Origin of the sequence: Microbacterium sp. che218, assembly GCF_040436305.1 — a bacterium.
In the GTDB taxonomy this organism is placed as follows: Bacteria; Actinomycetota; Actinomycetes; order Actinomycetales; family Microbacteriaceae; genus Microbacterium; species Microbacterium algihabitans.
Genome location: NZ_AP031501.1, coordinates 105,452 through 123,578 on the forward strand (window position 1 = coordinate 105,452; position 18,127 = coordinate 123,578).

Below are 18,127 nucleotides of genomic sequence, written 5' to 3' on the forward strand. Positions count from 1 at the left end.
ATGACAATGCAGGAAGACGCCCTCGACGGCACCCTCGTCGCCACCAGCCCGGTCACCCGCGCCCGCAAGCCGCTCTCGCGCGGTGCGCTGGTGCGCGCACGCCTGCGCAAGATGCCCCGGTTCTGGGTCGGCGCGAGCGTGCTCGTGTTCATCGTGCTCTGGGCCTTCATCGGACCCCTGCTCTCGCCCTGGGACGCCACCCAGCGCGACTTCCTCAACGTCGGCCTCGGCCCGACGCAGCTGCACTGGTTCGGCACCAACGGCATCGGGCAGGACATCTACGCCCAGACGCTCGTCGGCCTGCAGAAGTCGCTCATCATCGGCGCCCTCGCGGGTGTCGGCGCGACCCTCATCGCCGCGGCGGTGGGCTCCGTCGCCGGCTACCTCGGCGGCAAGATCGACGCCGTCATCGGCTGGCTCATCCACCTGCTGCTGGTGGTGCCCTCGTTCTTCATCCTCGTGCTGCTGAGCCCGCTGACGCGCGGCCTGTCGTGGCTGGCGCTGACCTTCTTCCTGGCGGTGTTCAGCTGGATGATCCTCGCCCAGGTGGTGCGCAACCAGACCCGATCGCTGCGCAACCGCGACTTCGTGCGGGCGGCGCGCTACATGGGCATGCCGACCCGGCAGATCCTCGGCCGCCACATCATCCCCAACATCGCGTCGCTGCTGATCATCGACGCGACCCTCGGCATCGTCGCGGCCATCATGGCCGAGACCTCGCTCAGCTACTTCGGCTTCGGCGTGCAGGCGCCCGACGTCTCGCTCGGCACCCTGCTGTCGGCGGGAACCTCGGCCGCCGTCACCCGCCCGTGGCTGTTCGTGTACCCCGCCGGCGTGCTGATCGTGCTGCTCCTGGCCATCAGCCTCATCGGCGACGCTCTGCGCGACGCCATCGACCCCACTTCGGGAGCGAACCGTGACTGACACCCGTTCCGCCACCCTGCTGTCCTCGACCGGACGCCAGCCGCTGCTGTCGGTCCGCGACCTCAGCGTGACCTTCCCCCAGCGCGAGGGCAACGCCGTCCGCGCCGTCCGCGGCATCTCCTACGACGTGCACGAGGGCGAGTTCCTCGGCATCGTGGGCGAGTCGGGCTCCGGCAAGAGCGTGTCGTCGCTCGCGGTGATGGGACTGCTTCCCTCGAACGCCCGCGTCGAGGGCGACATCGTCTACGACGGCCGGTCGCTGCTGGCGATGAATGACGGGCAGCTGTCGAAGATCCGCGGAGCCGAGCTCGCGATGGTCTTCCAAGACCCGCTGTCGGCGCTCACCCCGGTCTACACGGTGGGCGACCAGATCTCCGAGGGCCTGCGACTGCATGACAAGGCGCTGTCGGCCCAGGCCGCTCACGCCCGGTCGGTCGAGCTGCTCAAGCTCGTCGGCATCCCGGATGCCGAGCGTCGGGCCCGCGCATACCCGCACGAGTTCTCGGGCGGTATGCGCCAGCGCGCGATGATCGCCATGGCCATCGCCAACGACCCGCGCGTCATCATCGCCGACGAGCCCACCACGGCGCTCGACGTGACGATCCAGGCGCAGATCCTCGAGGTGCTGCAGAAGGCCCGCGAGGTGACGGGCGCCGCCGTCGTCCTCATCACGCACGACCTCGGTGTCGTGGCCGGTCACGCCGACCGCGTCGCGGTGATGTACGCGGGCAAGCTCGTCGAGCGCGGCTCGGTCGACGAGATCTTCCACGACCCGCACATGCCCTACACGGTGGGCCTGCTGCGGTCGGTGCCGAACATGCAGACCGCCGGCTCGCAACGTCTCGTGCCGTTGGAGGGACGCCCGCCGTCCCTCGCGAACCTGCCGAAGGGGTGCCCCTTCGCGGCGCGCTGTCCGATCGCGATCGACGCGTGCCACGACATCGAGCCCGAGCTCGCGATGCACGGCACCGACCCCGATCACGTCTCGGCCTGCATCCGCGCCGACGAGATCGCCTCCGGCGCCCTCGCCCGCCCCGAGATCTTCCCCCGCCCCGAGGCGCTGGGCGAGATCCCGCCGCTGCGTCCCGACGTGACCCCGGCGGTCGAGGTCACCGATCTGACCAAGCACTTCCCGCTGATGAAGGGCTCGGTCTTCCCGCGCCGCATCGGCACGGTGCGCGCCGTCGACGGCATCTCGTTCTCGATCCAGCCCGGTCGCACCATGGGCCTGGTGGGGGAGTCGGGGTGCGGAAAGACGACGACGATCCTCGAGATCATGGAGATGGTCGCCCCGCAGAGCGGCAGCATCCGCATCAACGGCACCGACGTGGCCACCGTGAGTCGCAAAGACAAGGCGACGCTGCGCAAGGGCATCCAGATCGTCTTCCAAGACCCGATGGGCGCCATCGACCCGCGCCTGCCGGTCGGTGAGGTCATCACCGAGCCGCTGCTGGTGCAGGGCGTGCCGCGTGCCGAACGCGACCGCAAGATGACCGAGTTGCTCGAGCTCGTCGGCCTCGACCCCAACATGTCGGACCGCTACCCGCACGAGTTCTCGGGCGGTCAGCGTCAGCGCATCGGCATCGCCCGCGCCCTCGCGACCGACCCCGCCGTCGTCGTGCTCGACGAGCCGGTCTCGGCCCTCGACGTCTCGATCCAGGCCGGTGTCATCAACCTGCTCGAAGACCTCAAGGAACGCCTCGGACTGTCGTTCCTCTTCGTCGCGCACGACCTCGCCGTGGTCCGTCAGATCGCCGACGACGTCTCGGTCATGTACCTCGGGCGCATCGTCGAGCAGGGTCCCGTCGACGCGGTGTTCGACGACCCCCGGCATCCGTACACCAAGGCCCTCATCTCGGCCGCACCCATCCCGGATCCGCGCATCGAGCGCGCGCGCACCCGCATCCTGCTCGACGGCGACCTGCCGAGCCCGACGCAAGAGATCTCCGGATGCCGTTTCCGCACGCGATGCCCGCTGTACCGCCTGCTGCCGGACGCCGACCGGCGCCGGTGCGACTCCGACGACCCCGGTCTGCGCTCTTCGGCGCGCTCCGAGGTGGCGTGCCACTACGCCGAACGCTCCGACCTCGTCCTCGAGACGGCGTCGGTCGCGTCCCCCCGAACGTCTTCGATCGATGGCACCACGTCGTCGGAGACCCTCCCCGATCACCAACGAGAGGATTGATCACATGACCCGCAAAGCGAAGGCTCTCGGCGCACTCGCGCTGCTGAGCGCCGCCGCCCTGGCGATCGCCGGGTGCGCACCGGGCAACACCGCGGCACCCTCGGCCAACCCCGACGACCAGAACTCGCTGCCGTCGACCGCGTGGGTGCGTGCCGACGCCGCCGACGTGCAGGACGGCGGAACCCTGACGCTGGCCGTCGACTCCATGCCCGTCAACTGGAACAACTTCCAGATCGACGGCAACGAGGCCAACACCAACGACATCATCTCGGCGATGCAGGGTGGCCCCATCAAGATCGACGAGTCGGGCAAGCCGGTCGTCAACGAGGACTACGCCTCGTCGGTCGAGCTGACCAACGAGAGCCCCCAGACGGTCGAGATCAAGCTGAACCCGGATGCCGTGTGGGAGGACGGGACGCCCATCACCGTCGCCGACTACCAGGCGACCTGGAAGGCCAACAACGGCTCGAACCCCGAGTACGTCGTCATCTCCACCACCGGCTGGGACCAGATCGAATCGGTCGAGCAGGGCACGGACGAGTTCGACGTCATCATCACGTTCTCGTCTGTCTACGCCGACTGGCAGGGTCTGCTCGGTCAGATCCTCCCGGCCACGGTCGCCAACGACCCGAACACCTTCAACACGGGCTACCTCACCAAGGCCCTTCCCTCCTCGGGTCCCTTCCTCCTGGGCTCGTTCGACTCGACGGCCGGCATCGCCACCCTCGAGCGCAACCCCAAGTGGTGGGGCCAGGCGCCCAAGCTCGAGACGATCGTCTACCGCGCGGTGAGCCAGGACCAGCAGGGCACCTCGTTCAGCAACGGTGAGATCGACGCGCTGAACATCAGCGCCAACGCCGACCTGTACCAGACCGCTCAGAACGTGCAGGGCGCCGAGATCCAGGCCTCCAACGGTCTGACCTGGACGCACATCACCATGCGCGCCTCCGACGGCCCGCTGGCTGACGTCAACGTCCGCAAGGCCGTGGCGTCCATCGTCAACCGCGAGCAGATCGCCAACACGGCGAACTCGCCCGTCGGCGTCCCCGCCATCACGCAGGGCAGCTACGTGTTCATGCCCGGTCAGGACGGCTACACCGACGAGTCGCTGCCCTACGACACCGACGCCGGTGCCAAGTACCTCGAAGACGCCGGCTACACCAAGGACGGCGACTCCTGGGTCAAGGACGGCACCCCGCTGAAGTTCTCGGTCACCGTCCCCGCCGACACCGCCACGAACATCCAGCGTGCCGAGCAGATCCAGGCCGACCTCAGCGAGTTCGGCATCCCGGTCGACCTGAACACCGTGCCCGTGGGCGGCTACTTCAGCGACTACATCATCCCCGGTGACTTCGAGATGGTGACGTTCTCGTGGCGCGGTACCGCGTACCCGATCTCGTCGAGCGAGTCGCTGTTCTCGCCCGTCGACTCGGCGCAGAACTACACCGGCATCACCGACCCGCAGCTGGCGGACCTGTGGCAGAAGGCCAACACCGACCTCGACCCCGACTCGCGCCTGAAGACGGCCGAGGAGATCGACAAGGTGCTGTGGTCGTACGTGCCGATCATCCCGATCGCGCCGCTGCCCAACGTCTACGCCGTCAAGCAGGGTCTCGTGAACTGGGGCGCCACCCAGTTCGAGACCGTCGACTGGACGATCGTGGGCTTCCAGAACAGCTGACGCACGTCGTGAAAAGGGGGCGGGGTCCTGCGGGATCCCGCCCCTTTCGCGCGTCCGGACCGTTCCTGAACGTCAGCTGCCGGGAGTGTCGGCGCGGGCCGGTAGACTAGAGACGCCCGATTCCGGGCACCACCCCGAATTTTCCTGGAGACCCTCCATGGCGCACGCCCTTCGTCCTGACCTCCGTAACGTCGCGATCGTCGCGCACGTCGACCACGGCAAGACGACTCTCGTCGACGCCATGCTCCGCCAGACCGGCTCGTTCGGCGACCACGCGCACGTCGAAGAGCGCGCGATGGACTCGAACGACCTCGAGCGCGAAAAGGGCATCACGATCCTCGCCAAGAACACGGCGATCACCTACAACGGTGTGCACACCGAGGTTCCGGTCACGATCAACGTGATCGACACCCCCGGCCACGCCGACTTCGGTGGCGAGGTCGAGCGCGGCCTGTCGATGGTCGACGGCGTCGTGCTGCTCGTCGACGCGTCCGAGGGCCCGCTGCCCCAGACGCGCTTCGTGCTGCGCAAGGCCCTCGAGGCCAAGCTCCCCGTCATCCTGCTGGTCAACAAGACCGACCGCCCCGACGCGCGCATCGCCGAGGTCGAAGAAGAGGCGCACGACCTGCTGCTGGGCCTCGCGTCCGACCTCGTCGACGACGTGCCCGACCTCGACGTCGACGCGCTGCTCGACGTCCCCGTCGTGTACGCCTCGGGCCGCGCGGGTGCCGCGTCGCTCAACCGCCCCGACAACGGCTCGCTGCCCGACAATGAAGACCTCGAGCCGCTCTTCGGTGCGATCCTCGAGCACGTCCCGGCTCCCGCCTACGACGACGAGGCTCCGCTGCAGGCCTGGGTCACCAACCTCGACTCCTCGCCGTTCCTCGGACGCCTCGCGCTGCTGCGCGTGTTCAACGGCACGCTGAAGAAGGGCCAGACCGTGGCCTGGGTGCGCGCCGACGGCACCACCAGCAACGCCCGCATCACCGAGCTGCTCAAGACCCGCGCCCTCGAGCGCTACCCCGCCGAAGACGCCGGCCCCGGTGACATCGTCGCCATCGCCGGCTTCCCCGACATCACGATCGGCGAGACGATCGCCGACCCCGACGACGTGCGCCCGCTCAAGGCGATCACCGTCGACGACCCGGCCATCTCGATGACCATCGGCACCAACACCTCGCCCCTCATGGGCAAGGTGAAGGGCCACAAGCTCACCGCCCGCATGGTGAAGGACCGCCTCGACCGCGAGCTCATCGGTAACGTCTCGCTCAAGGTCGTCGACATCGGACGCCCCGACGCGTGGGAGGTCCAGGGCCGCGGCGAGCTCGCGCTGGCCATCCTCGTCGAGAACATGCGTCGTGAGGGCTTCGAGCTCACCGTCGGCAAGCCCCAGGTGGTCACCAAGCGCGGCGAAGACGGCAAGCTCAAGGAGCCCTTCGAGCACCTCACCATCGACGCCCCCGAAGAGCACCTCGGTGCGATCACGCAGCTGATGGCCGCCCGTAAGGGTCGCATGGACAACATGACGAACCACGGCACCGGCTGGGTGCGCATGGAGTTCGTCGTGCCTTCGCGCGGCCTGATCGGCTTCCGCAGCGAGTTCCTCACCATCACGCGCGGCACCGGCATCGCGAACGCGATCTCGCACGGCTACGACGACTGGGCCGGCTCGATTACGACCCGTCAGAACGGCTCGATCGTCGCCGACCGCATGGGTGTCGTCACCCCGTTCGCCATGATCGCCCTGCAGGAGCGCATGAGCTTCTTCGTGCAGCCCACTGAAGAGGTCTACGAGGGCATGGTCATCGGCGAGAACTCGCGCGCCGACGACATGGACGTCAACATCACCAAGGAGAAGAAGCTCACGAACATGCGTTCGTCGACCTCCGACTCCTTCGAGTCGATGACGCCCCCGCGCATCCTCACGCTCGAGGAGTCGCTGGAGTTCGCTCGCGACGACGAATGCGTCGAGGTCACGCCCGAGAAGGTGCGCATCCGCAAGGTCGAGCTCGACGCGACCGCGCGCGGTCGCTCCGCTTCGCGCCTGAAGCGTCAGGACGCCAACGCGTAAGCGTTCCCGTCTCGAACGGCCCCGCCCAGCCTCGTGCTCGGCGGGGCCGTTCGCATTCCGGGATGCGTGGCCAGGTGGCTTAGCCGGTCGAAGCCGCCGGTCCCGGCGTAGGTGGCTGAGCCTGTCGAAGCCGCCGGTCCCGGTGCAGGTGGCCGATTTTGTCGCAGCCTCCGGTCCCGGCGTAGGTGGCTGAGCCTGTCGAAGCCGCCGGTCCCGGCGTAGGTGGCTGAGCCTGTCGAAGTCTCCGGTCCCGGCGTAGGTGGCTGAGCCTGTCGAAGCCTCCGGTCCCCGGCGGCCGAGCCTGTCGAAGCCCCCGGCCCCCGGCGCAGGTGGCCGATCCTGTCGCAGCCTCCGGCCCCGGCGCAGGTGGCTGAGCCTGTCGAAGCCCCCGGTCCCGGCGCAGGCGGCTGAGCCTGTCGAAGCCTCCGGTCCCGGCGTAGGTGGCTGAGCCTGTCGAAGCCTCCGGTCCCGGCGCAGGTGGCCGATCCTGTCGCAGCCTCCGGCCCCGGCGCAGGTGGCTGAGCCCGTCGAAGCCTCCGGTCCCTTGCCAGGCTCAGGGACCTCCGCCGGACGCGCGACGCGACCTCACCCCTGGGCGGCGGGGGCTGACGCGCGCATCACCTTCGCGACTGCCTTGCCCTTCGCCAGTTCGTCGACGACCTTGTCGAGCAGGCGGATGCGGTACATCAGCGGGTCGTCGATCTGCTCGACCCGCACTCCGCACACCACGCCGGTGATCTCGGACGCCTGCGGGGTGAGGCGCGCGTCGTCGAAGAACTCGCGGAAGGTGGTCGTCCCCTGGGCGTGACGGGCGAGCTCCGCCTCGTCGAACCCGGTGAGCCAGCGGATCACGGTGTCGAGCTCGTCGACGGTGCGCTCCTTGCGCTTGACCTTCGCGACGTACAGCGGGTAGACCGACGAGAACGGCACGTCGAAGATCCGGGACATGCCTGCACGATAGCTCCGCCGCCCGCCGCTGTCGACGTGGGCCCTCGCTCGCCGAGGCGCGTTCGAGACCTCCCGAGTGTCCAGAACACTCCGTCGGCCGTCGACCGATACGGCGTGTTGTGGACACTCGACCGGGCATCACGCGGCGCGCAGACCTGTTGAGCGTCCACGACACGCCGCTGACCCCACACGGGTGCGGCGTGTTCTGGACACTCAACGAGCGGGCGGGGCACCAGCCCGGGGCGTCAGCGCGACTCGACCACGCACACCGCGCTCATGCCGGGCGTGAGCGCCTCGAACACGTGCGGGGCATCTCCCGGGTACGACAGGTAATCGCCGGGCGAGAGTTCGAAGGGGTCGTCGGCCGGGCCGACCATTCCGCGCCCCGACACCATGACGAGGTGCTCGATCGTGCCGCGCGGGTGCGGGTCGGACCGTCGCGGCGTGCCGGGCTCGGCCGACAGCAGGTAGATGTCGCGGCGAGCGTGCGGCGGGCTCGCCGAGAGCAGCACGGCGATGTAGTCGGATGCCGACGAGGCCACGGCCGTTCCCGCTTCGCCCGCGCGGATCAGGGTGGGGGAGTGCACCCCCTCGTCGACGAAGTCGGCGAACGGGATCTCGAGCGTCGACGCGAGAGCCCACAGCGTCTCGACGCTGGGATTGCCGCCGCCGTTCTCCAGCTGCGACACGGTCGCCTTCGCCACGCCGGCGCGCCGCGCGAGCTCGCTGACGCTGAGGTCGCGCCTCTCGCGCTCGCGCCGGAGGGTGGTCGCGATGCGGTCGCCGAGCTCGGTCATGCGTTCATTATGCTCGCCGTTCGTTCGACTTGACGAACGACTGTCCGATCGTTCACGATGATGTCCATGCGTTCGATTCACCGAACACCCGAGGGGGTGGCCGCCCGACAGGGGCTCGCCGTGGCCCTCGCCACGAGCGCCTACGGTGTTTCGTTCGGCGCCGTGTCGGTGGCATCCGGACTCGACGTGTGGCAGACGTGCGTGCTCAGCCTGCTGATGTTCACCGGCGGCTCGCAGTTCGCGTTCGTCGGGGTGATCGCGGCGGGAGGGCTCGCAGCCGCTCCCGCAGCCATCGCGTCGTCGGTGCTGCTCGGTGTGCGAAACGCCGCGTACGCGATGCGCATGGCGCCGGTCGTCGGCGGGGGACGGTGGCGCAAGGCCGCCGCGACCCAGTTCACGATCGACGAGTCAACGGCGGTCGCCCTCGCGCAGACCGAACCGCGTGCGCGTCAGACCGGATTCTGGGTCACCGGCATCGCGATCTGGGTCGGCTGGAACCTCTCGACTCTGCTCGGCGCGCTGCTGGGCGACGTCTTGGGCAATCCGCGCACCTACGGCCTCGACGCCGCAGCCGCCGCGGCCTTCCTCGCCCTGCTCTGGCCTCGGCTGCGCGGACGCCAGCCCCTCGCCGTCGCTGCGGGTGCCGCCGCCGTGGCGGCGCTGCTCACCCCGTGGCTCATGCCCGGCATCCCGGTCATCGCCGCGGCCGGCGTCGCGGTCGCGGTCGGATTGTTCGACCGGCGCCCCGCAGCGGCGTCGTCAGAGGGGCGGATGCCATGACCCTGTGGACCGCCGTGCTCTTGGCATCCGTCATCTGCGTCGCCCTCAAGGCCACCGGCTATCTGCTGCCCGCGCACTGGCTCGACAGGCCCCGCCCCGCCCGCATCGCCGACCTGCTGACCGTCGCGCTGCTCTCGGCCCTCGTCGTGGTGCAGACCCTCGGTGCTGGTCAAGCGATCGTCGTCGACGCGCGGTTGCCTGCGGTCGGCGTCGCGGCCCTGCTGCTGTGGCTGCGCGCCCCGTTCCTCGTGGTCGTCGTCGGCGCGGCGGTGACGGCGGCGCTGCTGCGCCTGTGGGGCTGGGCGACCTGAGCCTCGGGTGGCGCATAGCCCGCGCTTCTAGACTGATCCGATGGGTTCCACTGTGCTTCGGATCGTCGGCTGGGCGGTCGCTCTCCTCGTCGGCGCCTTCTACGGAGCGGCCGGAACCGTCGGGCAGGCGTTCATGCTCGGCCCCGTGCCGGTCGGCCTGGTACTCGCAACGATCGGCAGCGCCGCGTTCCTGATCGCTCTGCGCACGCTCACCGGCGACCGCGTCAACGCGCTGTTCGGGGGCCTCGGCATCACGGCGGCGACCTTCCTGTTCTCGCAGGTGGGACCCGGCGGTTCCGCGATCGTGGCCGCACCGACCCCGGGTACCGAATGGGTTCCGCTGCTGTGGACGATCGTCGGCCCCGCGCTGATGGCGCTGGTGGCGTTCTGGCCCGACCTGTCGCACCTGCGGGCGCCGGCGGCATCCGCCCAGTCCTGACGGCGGGGAGGTGGCTGAGCTTGTCGAAGCCACCGGGCGTGCGTGGGGTTCCGGTCCCTTCGACAGGCTCAGGGACCTGGGCGTGCGTGGGTCCTTCTGGGCGGGGAGGTGGCTGAGCTTGTCGAAGCCACCGGGCGTGCGTGCGTGGGTTCCGGTCGCTTCGACAGGCTCAGGGATCTGGGCGTGCGTGGGTCCTTCTGGGCGGGGAGGTGGCTGAGCCTGTCGAAGCGACCGGGCGTGCGTGGGGTTCCGGTCCCTTCGACAGGCTCAGGGATCTGGGCGTGCGTGGGTCCTTCTGGGCGGGGAGGTGGCTGAGCTTGTCGAAGCGACCGGGCGTGCGTGGGGTTCCGGTCCCTTCGACAGGCTCAGGGATCTGGGCGTGCGTGCGTCCTTCTGGGCGGGGAGGTGGCTGAGCTTGTCGAAGCCACCGGGCGTGCGTGCGTGGGTTCCGGTCCCTTCGACAGGCTCAGGGACCTCGGCCCCGGATCATAGGTCAGCGGCTCGGCGGCGAGGCCGGGTGCCCGGTCGCGATTAGACTGAGCGGGTGACTTACGTGATCGCCCTCCCGTGTGTCGATGTCAAAGACCGCGCCTGCATCGATGAGTGTCCTGTCGACTGCATCTACGAGGGTGAACGATCGCTCTACATCCACCCCGACGAGTGCGTCGACTGCGGTGCGTGCGAGCCGGTCTGCCCCGTCGAGGCCATCTACTACGAAGACGACCTGCCCGAAGAGTGGTCCGACTACTACAAGGCCAACGTCGAGTTCTTCGATGACATCGGCTCGCCCGGTGGCGCCGCCAAGGTCGGCGTGATCGCCAAGGACCACCCGGTCATCACCGCACTACCTCCGCAGGCGCACTGACCCGTGGGCGTCGCCGACCTCGCCGACTACCCGTGGGACGCGGTCGCCCCCTACGCGGAGCGCGCTCGACGCCACCCTGACGGCATCGTCGACCTGTCGATCGGGTCGCCCGTCGATCCCACGCCGCAGGTCATCGCCGAGGCTCTGGCCGACGCGACCGATGCGCACGCTTACCCGCAGACCGCCGGCACCCCGGCGCTGCGCGAGGCCATCGCCGAGTGGTACCACCGCCGTCGCGGGGTTCCCGGCCTGAGCGCGGTGAACGTGCTGCCGACCGTCGGCTCGAAAGAGCTGGTGGCTCTGATTCCGGTGCTGCTCGGCCTCGGACCGGGTGACGCCGTCGTGCACCCGCGGGCCGCGTACCCCACCTACGAGGTCGGTGCGCGTCTCGTCGGCGCCGAGCCGGTGGCATCCGACGACCCTTCTTCGTGGCCCGCGAACGCTCGGCTGATCTGGATCAATTCCCCGGGCAACCCCGACGGACGCGTGCTCTCGACGGACGAGTTGGCGGATGCCGTGGCGCGAGCCCGCGAGATCGGCGCGGTTCTCGCCTCCGACGAGTGCTACGCGGAGCTCGGGTGGGATGCCCCGTGGGACCAGCAGCCCGTGCCGAGCGTGCTGGATCCGGCCGTCGTCGGCGACGACCTCACCGGCGTTCTGTCGGTGTACTCGCTCAGCAAGCAGTCGAACCTCGCCGGGTACCGCGCAGCCTTCCTGGCCGGCGACCGCGCGATCGTCGAGCGCCTGCTGACCGGGCGCAAGCACCTCGGCCTCATGCCTCCCGCCCCCGTGCAGCGAGCGATGACCGTCGCGCTCGGCGATGACGAGCACGTGGCTGTGCAGCGCGAGCGCTACGCCCGCCGCCGTGCGGTGCTCAAGCCCGCGATCGAGGCCGCCGGCTTCACGATCGACCGCAGCGAGGGCGGCCTGTACCTCTGGGCCACCGAGGGGCGCGACGCCTGGGAGAGCCTCGACCGTCTGGCCGATCTCGGCATCCTGGTGGGTCCGGGTCATTTCTACGGAACCCACTTCCCTCAGCACGTGCGCTTCTCGCTCACCGCGACCGACGAGCGCATCGCCGCCGCGTCGGAGCGTCTGCGGGCCTGACCAGGAGGTTCCCTCCATTCGATGGGGGCGAGCTTTAGCGGTGTCATCTGTACGCCGGAGTGCCTACTAGGCTGTAAAGGCAGGTCGTTCGGGGTCATCCTCCGTGCGCCCCGCCGACCCGGATGCCATTCCCGTGGCATCCAGAGGGCGAGAAGATCGCGGGGTGCCGCAACCCCCCGCGTTCGACCACACGGGCGACCAGAAATCGCAAGGAGGCGCGGTGAGCGACGCGGGCACGCAGCAGGACAAGGCCACTCTGACGGTAGGGGGCTCCACCGCCGAATTCCCGGTCCTGCGAGGCACCGACGGCGTCCCGAGCATCGACATCGCGTCGCTGACCAAGCAAACCGGGCACACCACGCTCGACTACGGCTTCGTCAACACGGCGTCGACGAAGTCCGACATCACCTACATCGACGGCGACCAGGGCATCCTCCGCTACCGCGGGTATCCCATCGAGCAGCTGGCGAAGAACAGCACCTACCTCGAGGTCGCCTGGCTGCTCATCTACGGCGAGCTCCCCTCAGCATCCGAGCTGGCGTCGTTCGACGAGCGCATCCGCCGTCACACGCTGCTGCACGAAGACCTCAAGAGCCTTTTCTCGGCACTGCCGCCGACGGCTCACCCCATGTCGGTGCTGTCGGCCGCGACCGCCGCGCTCTCGACGTATTACGAGTCGGAATCCGACCCGCACAACCCCGAGCACGTCGAGCTCAACACCGTCCGCATGCTCGCCAAGCTCCCCGTGATCGCGGCGTACGCTCACAAGAAGAGCATCGGTCAGGCGTTCCTGTACCCCGACAACTCGCTGTCGTTCGTCGACAACTTCCTCAAGCTCAACTTCGGCGTGCACAGCGAGCCCTTCGAGGCCAACCCGGTCATGACGAAGGCCCTCGACCTGCTGCTGATGCTGCACGAGGACCACGAGCAGAACGCTTCGACCTCGACCGTGCGCCTGGTCGGCTCGACCGGAGCGAACCAGTTCGCGTCGATCTCCGCCGGCATCCAGGCGCTGTCCGGCCCCCTGCACGGTGGCGCGAACGAGGCCGTCCTGCAGATGCTCGCGCGCATCCGCGACTCGGGCGAGAGCGTCGAACGGTTCGTCGAGCGGGTGAAGAACAAGGAGCAGGGCGTCAAGCTCATGGGCTTCGGTCACCGCGTCTACAAGAACTACGACCCGCGCGCGAAGCTCGTCAAAGAGTCGGCCGACGAGGTGCTCACCGCGCTCGGCGTCAGCGACCCGCTTCTCGACCTCGCCAAAGAGCTCGAGCAGATCGCCCTCGAGGACGACTACTTCAAGGAGCGTCGCCTCTACCCGAACGTCGACTTCTACACCGGCGTGATCTACAAGGCGATGGGCTTCCCCACGCGCATGTTCACGGTGCTGTTCGCGATCGGTCGTCTGCCCGGCTGGCTCGCCCAGTGGCGCGAGGCGATCAACGACCCCCAGACGAAGATCGGCCGCCCGCAGCAGCTGTACACGGGCGCCGCCGAGCGCAACTACCCCGGCGTCTGATCCGGCCGGAAACGCCCCGTCCCTCTTGCGAGGGGCGGGGCGTTTCGCTGTGTGCGGCGGCTGCGTGTCCCACTTTGTGCTGCCTACGGCGCCGCCAGGTAGCCGTTTGTGGGACATGGTCCGCGCACACGGGGACATGGTCGGCGAGGGCGGTTGGACCTGTGCCCATGTCCCACTTTGTGCTGTCTGGGGCGCCGCCAAGTAGCCGATTGTGGGACATGGTCTGCGCACACGGGGACATGGGGAGCGCCGGAGAGATCGGATGCCAGGCGGCCCCGCCGACGCCGAGGACGCGACCAGTAGGGTCGGGGCATGTCGCGTCTGTTGGTCCGTCGTCCGTCGCCCCGCCTCGCCGAGGGCGAGCTCACCCACCTCGACCGCGTGCCGGTCGATGCCGATCTGGCCCTCGCGCAGTGGCGCGGGTACGTCGAGGCGTTCCGCACGCGCGGGTGGCAGATCGTCGAGATCGATCCGGCGGACGACCAACCCGATGGGGTGTTCGTCGAGGATGCCGTGGTGATGTTCGGCGACCTCGCCGTGCTGTGTCGGGCCGGCGCGGTCTCTCGGCGGGGCGAGGCGGAGAGCGTGCGGGCCGGGGTCTCGGCATCCGGGATCGCCCTCGAAAAGATCGCGGAGCCCGGAACCCTCGACGGGGGCGACGTGCTCAAGGTCGGCCGGACCGTCTACGTGGGTGCGTCGTCGCGGACGAACGCCGAGGGCATCACTCAGCTGCGGGCTCTGCTCGAGCCGCGCGGCTGGGAGGTGCGCGAGATCCCGGTGACGAAGGTGCTGCACCTGAAGTCGGGGGTGACGGCGCTTCCCGACGGTACCGTCGTAGGTTTTGAGCCGCTGGTCGACGATCCGTCGCTGTTCCCGGTGTTCGCGGGAGTCCCCGAAGAGCACGGCACGGCCGTGGTGGTGCTCGACGACGACACGGTGCTCATGTCGGCGGACGCCCCGGAGACGGCCGAGGAGCACCGGTTCCGCGGCCTCGACGTGGTGACGGTCGACGTCAGCGAGTTCGAGAAGCTCGAGGGCTGCGTGACCTGCCTGTCGGTGCGGGTGCGCGACTGAGGCTCGCGGAGACCGGCCACCCCCACGCATAAACGCGATCCGCGCGCAGAAACGCGTGCAAAGAGCGTTTATGCGAGTGGATCGCGTTTATGCGTGAATCGAGGGCGCGGCCTCAGGCGTGCAGCGCCTCGTTCAGCGTCACGCCGACGCCGGCGCGGGCCGAGGCCTCGACGGTGCCGGTGAGCGAGTTGCGGCGGAACAGGATGCCGTCGCGGCCGGACAGCTCGCCGGCCTTGACCGTCTCGTCGCCGACGCGCACCTTCGTGCCGGCGGTGACGTAGAGGCCGGCCTCGACGACGCAGTCGTCGCCGAGCGAGATGCCGATGCCGGCGTTCGCGCCGAGCAGGGTGCGCGCTCCGATCGAGACGCGGTGCGTGCCGCCGCCCGAGAGGGTGCCCATGATCGAGGCGCCACCGCCGATGTCAGTGCCGTCGCCGATCACGACGCCCTGCGACACGCGGCCCTCGATCATCGACGAGCCGAGGGTGCCGGCGTTGAAGTTGACGAAGCCCTCGTGCATGACGGTCGTGCCGGGGGAGAGGTGCGCGCCCAGGCGCACGCGCGAGGCGTCGGCGATGCGCACACCCGCGGGCAGCACGTAGTCGGTGAGGCGCGGGAACTTGTCGAGACCCTGCAGCTGGATGCCGTGGAGCTTCAGCTGCGGCAGTAGGCGCGCGGCGTCATCGGGGTGCACGGGGCCGGCGTTGGTCCACGCGACGTTGGGGAGGTGACCGAAGATACCGTCGAGGTTGATCTCGTTGGGTCGAACGAGCAGGTGCGACAGCGCGTGCAGGCGCAGGTAGGCGTCGACGGTCGAGGTGGGCGCGGCATCCGCGTCGATCTCGAGGGTGACGGTCTCGACCACGACGCCGCGACGCTCGTCCGGACCGGCCGACGACTCCAGCGCCGCAGCCTCGGCGGCGAGGTCGACCGCGGTGCCCAGACGGGGGCTCGGGAACCAGGCGTCGAGCACCGTTCCGGCGGTGGTCCGCGTCGAGAGTCCGGCAGCACTGATGCGTCGTTTGTTGCTCACCACTCCAGGCTACCGGCGGCATCGCGTGTGAAAGGATCGGGGCATGGCCGCGCTCGATCTGACCTCCTCCTCCGTCGCCCTCACGCGGGCCATCTGCGACGTCCACAGCGAGTCGGGCGATGAGACGACCCTGGCCGACGCGATCGAGGCCGCGGTGTCGGCGTATCCGCACCTCGAGGTCATCCGCGACGGCGACACGATCGTCGCGCGCACGAATCTCGGGCGCGAGCGCCGCGTCGTGATCGCCGGGCACATCGACACCGTTCCGATCAACGCCAACCTGCCCGTGCAAGACCGCGAGATCGACGGCGAAGCGTTTCTCTGGGGCCGCGGCACGGTCGATATGAAGGCGGGTGTGGCCGTGCAGCTCAAGCTCGCGGCCGAGCTCTCGGCGCCCCCGGTCGACATCACCTGGATGTGGTACGACCACGAAGAGGTCGACTCCTCGCTCAACGGCCTGGGTCGCCTCTCGCGCAACCGCCCCGACCTCTTCGCCGGTGACTTCGCGATCCTCGGAGAGCCGAGCAACGGCGAGGTCGAGGGCGGTTGCAACGGCACCCTGCGCGCGCTCGTGCGCACCGACGGTGTGCGCGCGCACAGCGCCCGTTCGTGGATCGGCGAGAACGCCATCCACAAGGCCGCGCCGATCCTCGCCCGCCTCGCCGAGTACCGCGCGCGCGAGATCGAGGTCGAGGGCCTGGTCTACCGCGAGGGACTCAATGCCGTGCGCATCTCGGGCGGGGTCGCGGGCAACGTCATCCCCGACGCCTGCGAGGTCGAGGTCAACTACCGCTTCGCGCCCAGCCGCGACGCCGCGGGCGCCGAACGGGTCGTGCGCGACGTGTTCACCGGCTTCGAGGTCGAGATCGTCGACGTGGCCGAGGGCGCGCGCCCGGGTCTCGACGCGGCTCTGGCGAAGGAGTTCGTGGATGCCGTGGGCGCCACGCCCAAACCGAAGTACGGCTGGACGGACGTGGCCCGGTTCTCGGCCCTCGGCATCCCCGCCGTCAACTACGGCCCCGGCGACCCGCACCTCGCTCACCACGACGAGGAGCGCGTTCCGCTCGCCCAGATCGACGCCGTCGAGAGCGGCCTCCGCGCCTGGCTGAGCGGGTCGTGACCGCCGAGGCCACGGCATCCGCTCCCGTCCGTCGATGGGAGCGACTCCCCGTGGCGGCACGCATCGCGATCGTCTACGTCGCCGCGCGGCTGGTCACCACCGGCTTCTTCCTGCTCGCCTCGGCTCTGTCGGGTCCGGGCTCGCGATACGGCCTGGCGCCTTCTCTCGGTGAGCTCTCGCTCGGCTGGGACGCGCAGTGGTACTGGCTGGCGGCGGTGTCGGGATATCCGTCCGACTTGCCGATCACCACGACCGGCCACGTCGCCGAGAACGCCTGGGCGTTCATGCCGCTGTACGCCTACCTCGCGGCGGGCCTCGGAATCCTGCTCGGGTCGTGGGGCGCGGGCGCCGTCGCCATTTCGCTCGCCTCGGGCTACGGCGCGTGCGTCGTGCTGCACGCGTTGCTGCGCGATCGCATCGGCGCGTCGGCGGCGATGTGGGCGGTGGTGTTCTTCGCCTGCGGGCCGCTGGCGGCGATGTTCCAGGTGGGCTACGCCGAGGCGCTGTTCCTCTTCCTGCTCTTCGCAGCGCTGTGGTGTGTCCAACGGCGACGCTGGGGCTGGCTGTACCTGCTCGTTCCCGCGATGGGGTTCACCCGCCCCGGGATCCTCGCGTTCGCGCTGTTCCTCGGGCTCTACGGCATCCACCGCTTCCTCCGACGTCGTACCGATGCCCTGCCGACGCGCGAGATCGCGCACATCGTGGCCCTCGGCGCCGTCTCGACGGTCGTCGGTTTCGCGTGGCAGACGATCGCGGCGGTCGTCACCGGACAACCGGGGGCGTACCTCTCGACCGAGCTGGCCTGGCGGCGCAACTGGATCCCCGGCGACAGCGGCACCTTCGTCCCCGTCGAGGGCTGGGTGCAGGCGGCCGGCTTCTGGTTCACGCAGTGGGGACTCGGCCCCGTGGCGGGGTACGTCTTCCTGGCGCTGCTGGTGACCGCTGTGGTCCTCGCGCTCGTCACGCTGCCGCAGGTGAAAGCGCTCGGCATCGAGGTGCGGCTGTGGTCGGCGAGCTACCTCGTCTACCTTCTGCTGGTGTTCTTCCCGCAGTCGAGCATCTTCCGCCTGCTGCTGCCGGTGTCACCGCTGGTCGGAGCCCTTGCTGTTCCGCGCTCGCGCGCGTGGCGTGTCGGCGTGCTCGCAGCGGCGCTGCTGGGGCAGTGGTGGTGGATCTACAACATGTACGCGTTGGGCAACACGTACTGGCAGATTCCCTGACTTGGCGTCTCTTCGTTCCATTTTCTAGAAACTGCCCGACCTCTCGGGCGGCTCTA

General features: G+C 69.5%; 16 protein-coding genes. 13 read left to right on the forward strand and 3 right to left on the reverse strand.

Translation table 11 applies throughout. The annotated features are described in order from the left end of the window. The 4 genes from ABXS86_RS00455 (at position 1) to typA (ending at position 6,861) form a co-directional block, all read left to right on the forward strand. On the forward strand, positions 1–924 hold the full coding sequence (locus ABXS86_RS00455) for an ABC transporter permease (protein WP_307212165.1): 924 nt from the start codon (positions 1–3) through the stop codon (positions 922–924). Further along, positions 917–3,109, forward strand: a complete 2,193-nt coding sequence (locus ABXS86_RS00460) for a dipeptide ABC transporter ATP-binding protein (RefSeq protein WP_353665273.1) — start codon at positions 917–919, stop codon at positions 3,107–3,109. The genes ABXS86_RS00455 and ABXS86_RS00460 overlap by 8 nt, the downstream gene beginning before the upstream one ends. 4 nt (positions 3,110–3,113) lie before the next feature. Next, entirely contained in the window at positions 3,114–4,790 is a 1,677-nt protein-coding gene (locus ABXS86_RS00465) for an ABC transporter family substrate-binding protein (protein WP_307212162.1), read from the forward strand. Between the two features lie 157 nt (positions 4,791–4,947). Next, positions 4,948–6,861, forward strand: coding sequence for a translational GTPase TypA (typA, locus tag ABXS86_RS00470; protein WP_144835173.1), 1,914 nt, complete (start codon positions 4,948–4,950; stop codon positions 6,859–6,861). A 585-nt stretch (positions 6,862–7,446) separates the two neighbouring features. On the opposite strand, the gene ABXS86_RS00475 is transcribed toward typA, so the two are convergent. Next, positions 7,447–7,809 (reverse strand): DUF2200 domain-containing protein, encoded by a 363-nt coding sequence (locus tag ABXS86_RS00475; protein ID WP_353665274.1) that lies wholly within the window; start codon positions 7,807–7,809, stop codon positions 7,447–7,449. 245 nt (positions 7,810–8,054) lie between these two features. Continuing rightward, the gene (locus ABXS86_RS00480) at positions 8,055–8,606 is read right to left on the reverse strand and encodes a helix-turn-helix domain-containing protein (protein ID WP_251509502.1); all 552 of its coding nucleotides are present in this window, start codon (positions 8,604–8,606) and stop codon (positions 8,055–8,057) included. Between the two features lie 66 nt (positions 8,607–8,672). On the opposite strand from ABXS86_RS00480, the gene ABXS86_RS00485 reads away from it, so the two are divergent. The 7 genes from ABXS86_RS00485 to ddaH all read left to right on the forward strand — a co-directional run bounded on the left by ABXS86_RS00485 (position 8,673) and on the right by ddaH (position 14,698). After that, entirely contained in the window at positions 8,673–9,386 is a 714-nt protein-coding gene (locus ABXS86_RS00485; RefSeq protein WP_353665275.1) for an AzlC family ABC transporter permease, read from the forward strand. After that, a complete protein-coding gene (locus ABXS86_RS00490) occupies positions 9,383–9,697 on the forward strand; it encodes an AzlD domain-containing protein (RefSeq protein WP_353665276.1) in 315 nt (104 codons plus the stop codon). Before ABXS86_RS00485 ends, ABXS86_RS00490 begins: the two co-directional genes overlap by 4 nt. Positions 9,698–9,737: 40 nt before the next feature. Continuing rightward, positions 9,738–10,136, forward strand: coding sequence for a histidinol dehydrogenase (locus ABXS86_RS00495; protein WP_353665277.1), 399 nt, complete (start codon positions 9,738–9,740; stop codon positions 10,134–10,136). Positions 10,137–10,680: 544 nt separating this feature from the next. Next, entirely contained in the window at positions 10,681–11,001 is a 321-nt protein-coding gene (fdxA, locus tag ABXS86_RS00500; protein ID WP_055836218.1) for a ferredoxin, read from the forward strand. 3 nt (positions 11,002–11,004) lie between these two features. Continuing rightward, positions 11,005–12,108 carry a succinyldiaminopimelate transaminase gene (dapC, locus tag ABXS86_RS00505; protein WP_353665278.1) on the forward strand — a complete coding sequence of 368 codons (1,104 nt, stop codon included), beginning with the start codon at positions 11,005–11,007 and terminating at the stop codon, positions 12,106–12,108. Between the two features lie 220 nt (positions 12,109–12,328). Next, complete coding sequence (locus ABXS86_RS00510) at positions 12,329–13,624, forward strand: citrate synthase (protein ID WP_144835339.1); 1,296 nt, start codon at positions 12,329–12,331, stop codon at positions 13,622–13,624. Between the two features lie 312 nt (positions 13,625–13,936). Further along, positions 13,937–14,698 carry a dimethylargininase gene (ddaH, locus tag ABXS86_RS00515; protein WP_353665279.1) on the forward strand — a complete coding sequence of 254 codons (762 nt, stop codon included), beginning with the start codon at positions 13,937–13,939 and terminating at the stop codon, positions 14,696–14,698. Between the two features lie 112 nt (positions 14,699–14,810). Here ddaH and dapD read toward each other — a convergent pair whose 3' ends face one another. Then, positions 14,811–15,731, reverse strand: a complete 921-nt coding sequence (dapD, locus tag ABXS86_RS00520; RefSeq protein WP_353665280.1) for a 2,3,4,5-tetrahydropyridine-2,6-dicarboxylate N-succinyltransferase — start codon at positions 15,729–15,731, stop codon at positions 14,811–14,813. 43 nt (positions 15,732–15,774) lie between these two features. Here dapD and dapE point away from each other — a divergent pair, with 43 nt between their 5' ends. After that, positions 15,775–16,851, forward strand: coding sequence for a succinyl-diaminopimelate desuccinylase (gene dapE / locus ABXS86_RS00525; protein WP_251509518.1), 1,077 nt, complete (start codon positions 15,775–15,777; stop codon positions 16,849–16,851). Continuing rightward, on the forward strand, positions 16,848–18,071 hold the full coding sequence (locus ABXS86_RS00530; RefSeq protein ID WP_353665281.1) for a hypothetical protein: 1,224 nt from the start codon (positions 16,848–16,850) through the stop codon (positions 18,069–18,071). The genes dapE and ABXS86_RS00530 overlap by 4 nt, the downstream gene beginning before the upstream one ends. Positions 18,072–18,127: the final 56 nt, after the last annotated feature.

Bases quoted from the DNA above. Each gene is read 5' to 3' on its own strand.
- ABXS86_RS00455 (WP_307212165.1), top strand. From the start codon at position 1: ATGACAATGCAGGAAGACGCCCTCGACGGCACCCTCGTCGCCACCAGC.
- ABXS86_RS00465 (WP_307212162.1), top strand. From the start codon at position 3,114: ATGACCCGCAAAGCGAAGGCTCTCGGCGCACTCGCGCTGCTGAGCGCC.
- typA (WP_144835173.1), top strand. From the start codon at position 4,948: ATGGCGCACGCCCTTCGTCCTGACCTCCGTAACGTCGCGATCGTCGCG.
- ABXS86_RS00475 (WP_353665274.1), bottom strand. From the start codon at position 7,809: ATGTCCCGGATCTTCGACGTGCCGTTCTCGTCGGTCTACCCGCTGTAC.
- ABXS86_RS00480 (WP_251509502.1), bottom strand. From the start codon at position 8,606: ATGACCGAGCTCGGCGACCGCATCGCGACCACCCTCCGGCGCGAGCGC.
- ABXS86_RS00485 (WP_353665275.1), top strand. From the start codon at position 8,673: ATGCGTTCGATTCACCGAACACCCGAGGGGGTGGCCGCCCGACAGGGG.
- ABXS86_RS00490 (WP_353665276.1), top strand. From the start codon at position 9,383: ATGACCCTGTGGACCGCCGTGCTCTTGGCATCCGTCATCTGCGTCGCC.
- ABXS86_RS00495 (WP_353665277.1), top strand. From the start codon at position 9,738: ATGGGTTCCACTGTGCTTCGGATCGTCGGCTGGGCGGTCGCTCTCCTC.
- ddaH (WP_353665279.1), top strand. From the start codon at position 13,937: ATGTCGCGTCTGTTGGTCCGTCGTCCGTCGCCCCGCCTCGCCGAGGGC.
- dapE (WP_251509518.1), top strand. From the start codon at position 15,775: ATGGCCGCGCTCGATCTGACCTCCTCCTCCGTCGCCCTCACGCGGGCC.